This is a genomic window from Kluyvera sp. Awk 3 (assembly GCF_028069715.1).
Classification (GTDB): Bacteria; Pseudomonadota; Gammaproteobacteria; order Enterobacterales; family Enterobacteriaceae; genus Kluyvera; species Kluyvera georgiana_A.
The window spans coordinates 1-4,755 of record NZ_JANEWH010000214.1 but is presented as its reverse complement, the minus strand read 5'-3'; the positions used below and the strand labels follow the sequence as shown (position 1 = coordinate 4,755).

Sequence of the window (4,755 nt, the reverse complement as noted above, 5' to 3'; positions counted from 1 at the left end):
TCCTTAAAGCTTGAGGAAGGTATTTCCTGTATTTCAGAATCTCTTCTTCCGACGTTTCTTACAATCCTTACTTCTTCCTCATAAGACCAATAGGCTGGCTTGTATAAGAATGTTCTTTGAAATACTTCAAGTAAATCTGAATTGTAATTGAATTGCATTCCTTCAAAGAATCGATTGTTTTCAGAATTGCTAAAAGGTGATTTTGGCCTTGTGGATGCATAGATTACACTACCGTATTTTGCCGGTATTATATTGCAACCATCTGTATTTAAACCAGCTTCATCAACATCTATGCCGAAAACAAAACCAGCATGAGAACCGTTTCCTTGATCGAGGGAAATCCAAGGTTCTCCATCAACTTTTTCCCCTTTAGCATAATGTGCCCACATCAATGGGTTTAGGGGGTTGCGGGTAAGGGATAGAATCCCATAGGACATGGATGCAGCTATTAATTTAATTGCTTGCTCATTATGGTCGGATTTTGTTCCGTAATGTAAGCAAGATAATTCAAAGGGATCATTAAATGATGATGGTTTTGAAAATTTTAATGTTGAGTTGTTTATTATTAACTTTGCTGTTTCGTAATCTACATACTTATATAAAATCATTTAAGCTTTATCTCTAGGAGAAAGTGGAGGTAATACTTTGGAGCACAATACTACTGCTTCATTGTGAGATATACCATACAAAACTAGCAAGTTCCGGGATTGCTCGCGGTAATGCATTCTTTCTTCTATGAATGCACAACTAACCGAAATAATGCGCCTTATCACCAATCTGATCCGCACCGGTACGGTGATCGATGTGGACCGGAAGAACTGGCTATGCCGGGTGAAAACAGGCGACCTCGAAACCAACTGGATTAACTGGCTGACTTGTCGCGCCGGTAAATCGCGTACGTGGTGGAAACCGTCAGTGGGTGAGCAGGTTGTGCTGCTGAGTCTGGGCGGCAATCTTGAAACCGCCTTTGCGCTGCCAGCCGTCTATTCCAATCAGTACCCGCCGCCGTCTGATTCTGAGGATGGCAGCGTGACCGAATATGACGATGGCGGCTGGTTTGAATACGAACCTGCCACGGGCCGCTGGTACGTTCGTGGCATCAAATCCATGGTGATCGAGGCTGCTGATAACGTCACTTTTAAAACCAGTGAGTTTGTGGTGGAGGCGGACAATACGCGGATTAACAGTGATGTGGTGATTAACGGCAGTGTTACCCAGGGCGGCGGGTCGATGAGTTCAAACGGCGTTGTGGCGGATAAGCACGGTCATGATGGCGTGAAAGCTGGCAATGACACATCAGGGGGGCCGGTATGACGATGTATCTGGGCATGAGTCAGGCCAACGGCAAAGCGATCACGGATACGGACCATTTGCGGCAATCGGTGAGGGATATTTTGCTGACGCCGCAGGGCAGCAGGATTGCCCGCAGGGAATATGGCTCGCTGCTTTCTGAGCTTATCGATCAGCCCCAGAACCCGGCGCTGCGCCTGCAGGTTATGTCTGCCGTTTATGTGGCACTGAGCCGCTGGGAACCTCGCCTGACACTGGATGCCATTTCTATCAGCACAAATTTTGATGGCTCGATGGTGGTTGAGCTTTCCGGGCAGCGTAACGATGGCGCCGCAGTTTCTCTTTCCATATCGACAGGAGCTGAAAATGGCAGTAATTGACCTTTCCCAACTGCCGCCGCCGCAGATTGTGGATGTGCCGGATTTTGAAGCGCTACTGGCGGAACGTAAGGCATATTTTGTCGCGTTGTACCCTGCAGATGAGCAGGAGGCTATTTTGCGCACACTGGCGATGGAGTCTGAACCCATAGTGAAGCTACTGCAGGAAAGTACTTACCGTGAAATTTTGCTGCGTCAGCGTATCAACGAAGCCGCGCAGGCTGTTATGGCGGCGTATGCCATCGGCAGTGACCTGGAACAGGTCGCGGCAAACAATAATGTAAAACGCCTGACGGTGACGCCTGCAGATGATGACGCTGTGCCGCCGGTCGCCGCTGTGATGGAAAGTGATGATGCATTACGCCAGCGCGTGCCGGAAGCCTTTGAAGGGCTATCCGTTGCAGGGCCATCTGCGGCGTATGAGTTTCACGCTAAAAGTGCCGATGGGCGCGTGGCTGATGCCAGTGCAACCAGCCCGGCCCCGGCGGAGGTGGTGCTTACCGTTCTGAGTCATGACGGGGATGGGACCGCATCAGAGGTACTGCTGGCTGCGGTGGCGCTGGCGGTAAACGGGGAAGATAAAAGGCCCATTGCGGACCGTGTCACGGTGCAGTCTGCCTTGATCCACCACTACAGTGTTAAAGCAAAACTGCATCTATTTGACGGTGTCATTGCAGGGCCATGCCTTGAGGCGGCGAACGCGAATTTAGCCGCATACCTGATTGAGCAAAAGCGTCTGGGCCGAAGCGTGCGCAGTGAGTCTTATGGCGCGGTGTTACGTGTTGCCGGGGTGGATTGGGTAGAAATGATTGAGCCTGCCGCCGATATCATCATGGACCGAACGGCATCCGGTTTTTGCGATGGGTGTGATGTATCGGTGGCGAGTGAGGGCGCCGGGAATGAGTAACAATACGCTCCTGCCGCCTGGTTCATCCGTTCTTGAGCGACGCCTGGCGCTGACCTGCAGCGGCATTTCTGATCTGCAGGTTCCATTGCGTGACCTGTGGAACCCGGCAACGTGTCCGGTTCGTTTTCTGCCTTATCTGGCCTGGGCTTTTTCAGTGGATCGCTGGGACGAAAGCTGGGCCGAAAGTACAAAACGCCGGGTGGTGCAGGACGCTTTCTATATCCATCAGCACAAAGGGACGATCAGCGCCGTTCGTCGCGTGGTTGAGCCGTTTGGATTTCTTATCCGCATTATTGAGTGGTGGCAAAACGGTGAGCAGCCGGGCACGTTCCGGCTGGATATTGGTGTGCAGGACAAGGGGATCACAGAGGAAACCTATCTGGAGCTTGAGCGCCTGATTAGCGATGCAAAACCGTGCAGCCGCCACCTGATCGGCATGTCTATCAATCTGCAAACCAGTGGCCCGTATTACCTCGGCGCCTCGACCTATACCGGCGAAGAAATCACGATTTACCCGTATATCAATGAAACCATCGTTTCCGGCGGCACTGCGTATCATAGCGGCGCGGTCCACGATATCGACACAATGAGAGTGAACCCATGAGCGCAAAATTTTACACCTTGATGACGGATATTGGGGCGGCGAAGCTGGCAAGCGCTGCCGCGCTCGGTATCCCTCTGAAAATTACCCAGATGGCGGTGGGTGACGGCGGTGGAGCATTGCCGACGCCTGACGCAAAACAGACGGCGCTGGTTGCAGAAAAACGCCGCGCCGCACTGAATATGCTTTATATCGATCCACAGAACAGTAGCCAGATTATTGCTGAACAAGTGATCCCTGAAACTGAGGGCGGTTGGTGGATTCGCGAGGTTGGACTGTTCGATGAGGCCGGCGCGCTGATTGCCGTGGGGAATTGCCCGGAAAGCTATAAGCCGCAGCTCGTTGAAGGTAGCGGACGCACGCAGACCGTGCGCATGGTGCTGATCACTAGTAGCACCGATAACATCACGCTGAAAATCGATCCATCTGTCGTGCTGGCAACGCGTAGCTATGTCGATAACCTCATTGAAACCCGGCAGAAGAAAAGCGATACCCTTACCGCGCTGGCGGAGCTGAAACCGGCTAAAGGAAAGTTTCCATATTTCACTGCGGAGAAGGCAGCCGCTCTGGCTGATTTGAGTGATTTTATTCGTTTGATGTTGGGGAAAACGGATGCAGCGGGCGTTCTCGAATACCTTGGTTTAAAGGAAGCTGTAACGCTTGAGCAATTTACGTCACTCCGTTCGGGAGCGGGCTATCGAAAATCACCTGATGGCCACATTAAAATGTGGGGAACCGTTATTACATCTACTTTGGGCGCTGGTGTTGGCGGGTCGTGGTCAGTAGCGTTACCCACAGCATTTCCAAATGCAATGCTAACTGCCTCTGTGAGTCTGGGGATGGGGGCGACCGGGGGTGGTGTATTTGCTTCGGTGATGGATGTTGGTTCCCCGTTTACCGGTACCACCGATACAAGGTTACCTGCATCAAAAGCAACAACTATTGGCGGTTATGTCGTTAACGGAATGAGCGCCGCATCTAAGATTCTTCTACGTTGGGAATGTGAGGGATATTAATTATGGCTTTGTATTACAGTGAGAGCACAAAAGGTTTTTATGACACAGATTTTGCAGATTATGACATTCCCGCCGACGTTCAGGAAATAACTGAACAACAGCGGGAGGAATTGATTAATGAATCAATGACGACAATTATTATTAATTCTGACCAGGTGGAGTAGGCCATTCGATATCGGGCGCTTTTGATGTGTCGATGCGCATTAATTTAACCCGATATTTTCTCCATTCCACAAGCGCGGCGACTTCCTCATCCGTCGCGCTACCGTCCTCTGTCGCATCCTCTCGCCAGACAATCGCGCTATCTGCGTTAGCGCGCAGTTCACGGCGCTGATATTCAGCCTGTGCCACCAGTTGCTCATGGGTGACAGGCGGTACAGGTATGATTGTCACCTCACCCTCATTATCAACTGTGAAAGACTCACCCGGCAGGCGATTCATCGCCTTAGAAAACTCCTCAGCCGTTACCGGAATTGCATTGGCTGGAATTTCTCGATATTCCTCATTGCTCGGATAAAACAATCCGTCAGAGAAGTAATATATAGTATCTTTCACAATATCCCC

7 protein-coding genes are annotated in these 4,755 nt (G+C 50.9%); 5 read left to right on the top strand and 2 right to left on the bottom strand.

The annotated features are described in order from the left end of the window. Positions 1–608, bottom strand: a 608-nt coding sequence (locus tag NNN71_RS23630; RefSeq protein WP_271459488.1) for a DUF2971 domain-containing protein, incomplete at its 3' end; no start/stop codon positions are given. 127 nt (positions 609–735) lie between these two features. On the opposite strand from NNN71_RS23630, the gene NNN71_RS23625 reads away from it, so the two are divergent. From NNN71_RS23625 to NNN71_RS25335, 5 genes are read left to right on the top strand one after another with little or no spacing between them, the layout of a single operon-like run. Next, entirely contained in the window at positions 736–1,314 is a 579-nt protein-coding gene (locus NNN71_RS23625; protein ID WP_271459487.1) for a phage baseplate assembly protein V, read from the top strand. Next, positions 1,311–1,670: a GPW/gp25 family protein gene (locus NNN71_RS23620; RefSeq protein ID WP_100194724.1), complete on the top strand. Its 360-nt coding sequence runs from the start codon at positions 1,311–1,313 to the stop codon at positions 1,668–1,670. Before NNN71_RS23625 ends, NNN71_RS23620 begins: the two co-directional genes overlap by 4 nt. After that, a complete protein-coding gene (locus tag NNN71_RS23615) occupies positions 1,657–2,574 on the top strand; it encodes a baseplate J/gp47 family protein (protein WP_271459486.1) in 918 nt (305 codons plus the stop codon). Before NNN71_RS23620 ends, NNN71_RS23615 begins: the two co-directional genes overlap by 14 nt. Continuing rightward, a complete protein-coding gene (locus NNN71_RS23610; RefSeq protein WP_271459485.1) occupies positions 2,567–3,178 on the top strand; it encodes a phage tail protein I in 612 nt (203 codons plus the stop codon). Before NNN71_RS23615 ends, NNN71_RS23610 begins: the two co-directional genes overlap by 8 nt. Next, positions 3,175–4,191: a phage tail protein gene (locus tag NNN71_RS25335; RefSeq protein ID WP_442910529.1), complete on the top strand. Its 1,017-nt coding sequence runs from the start codon at positions 3,175–3,177 to the stop codon at positions 4,189–4,191. Before NNN71_RS23610 ends, NNN71_RS25335 begins: the two co-directional genes overlap by 4 nt. Positions 4,192–4,332: 141 nt before the next feature. Here NNN71_RS25335 and NNN71_RS23600 read toward each other — a convergent pair. Next, the coding region (locus tag NNN71_RS23600) for a tail fiber assembly protein (protein ID WP_271459484.1) at positions 4,333–4,755 on the bottom strand (423 nt) is incomplete at its 5' end.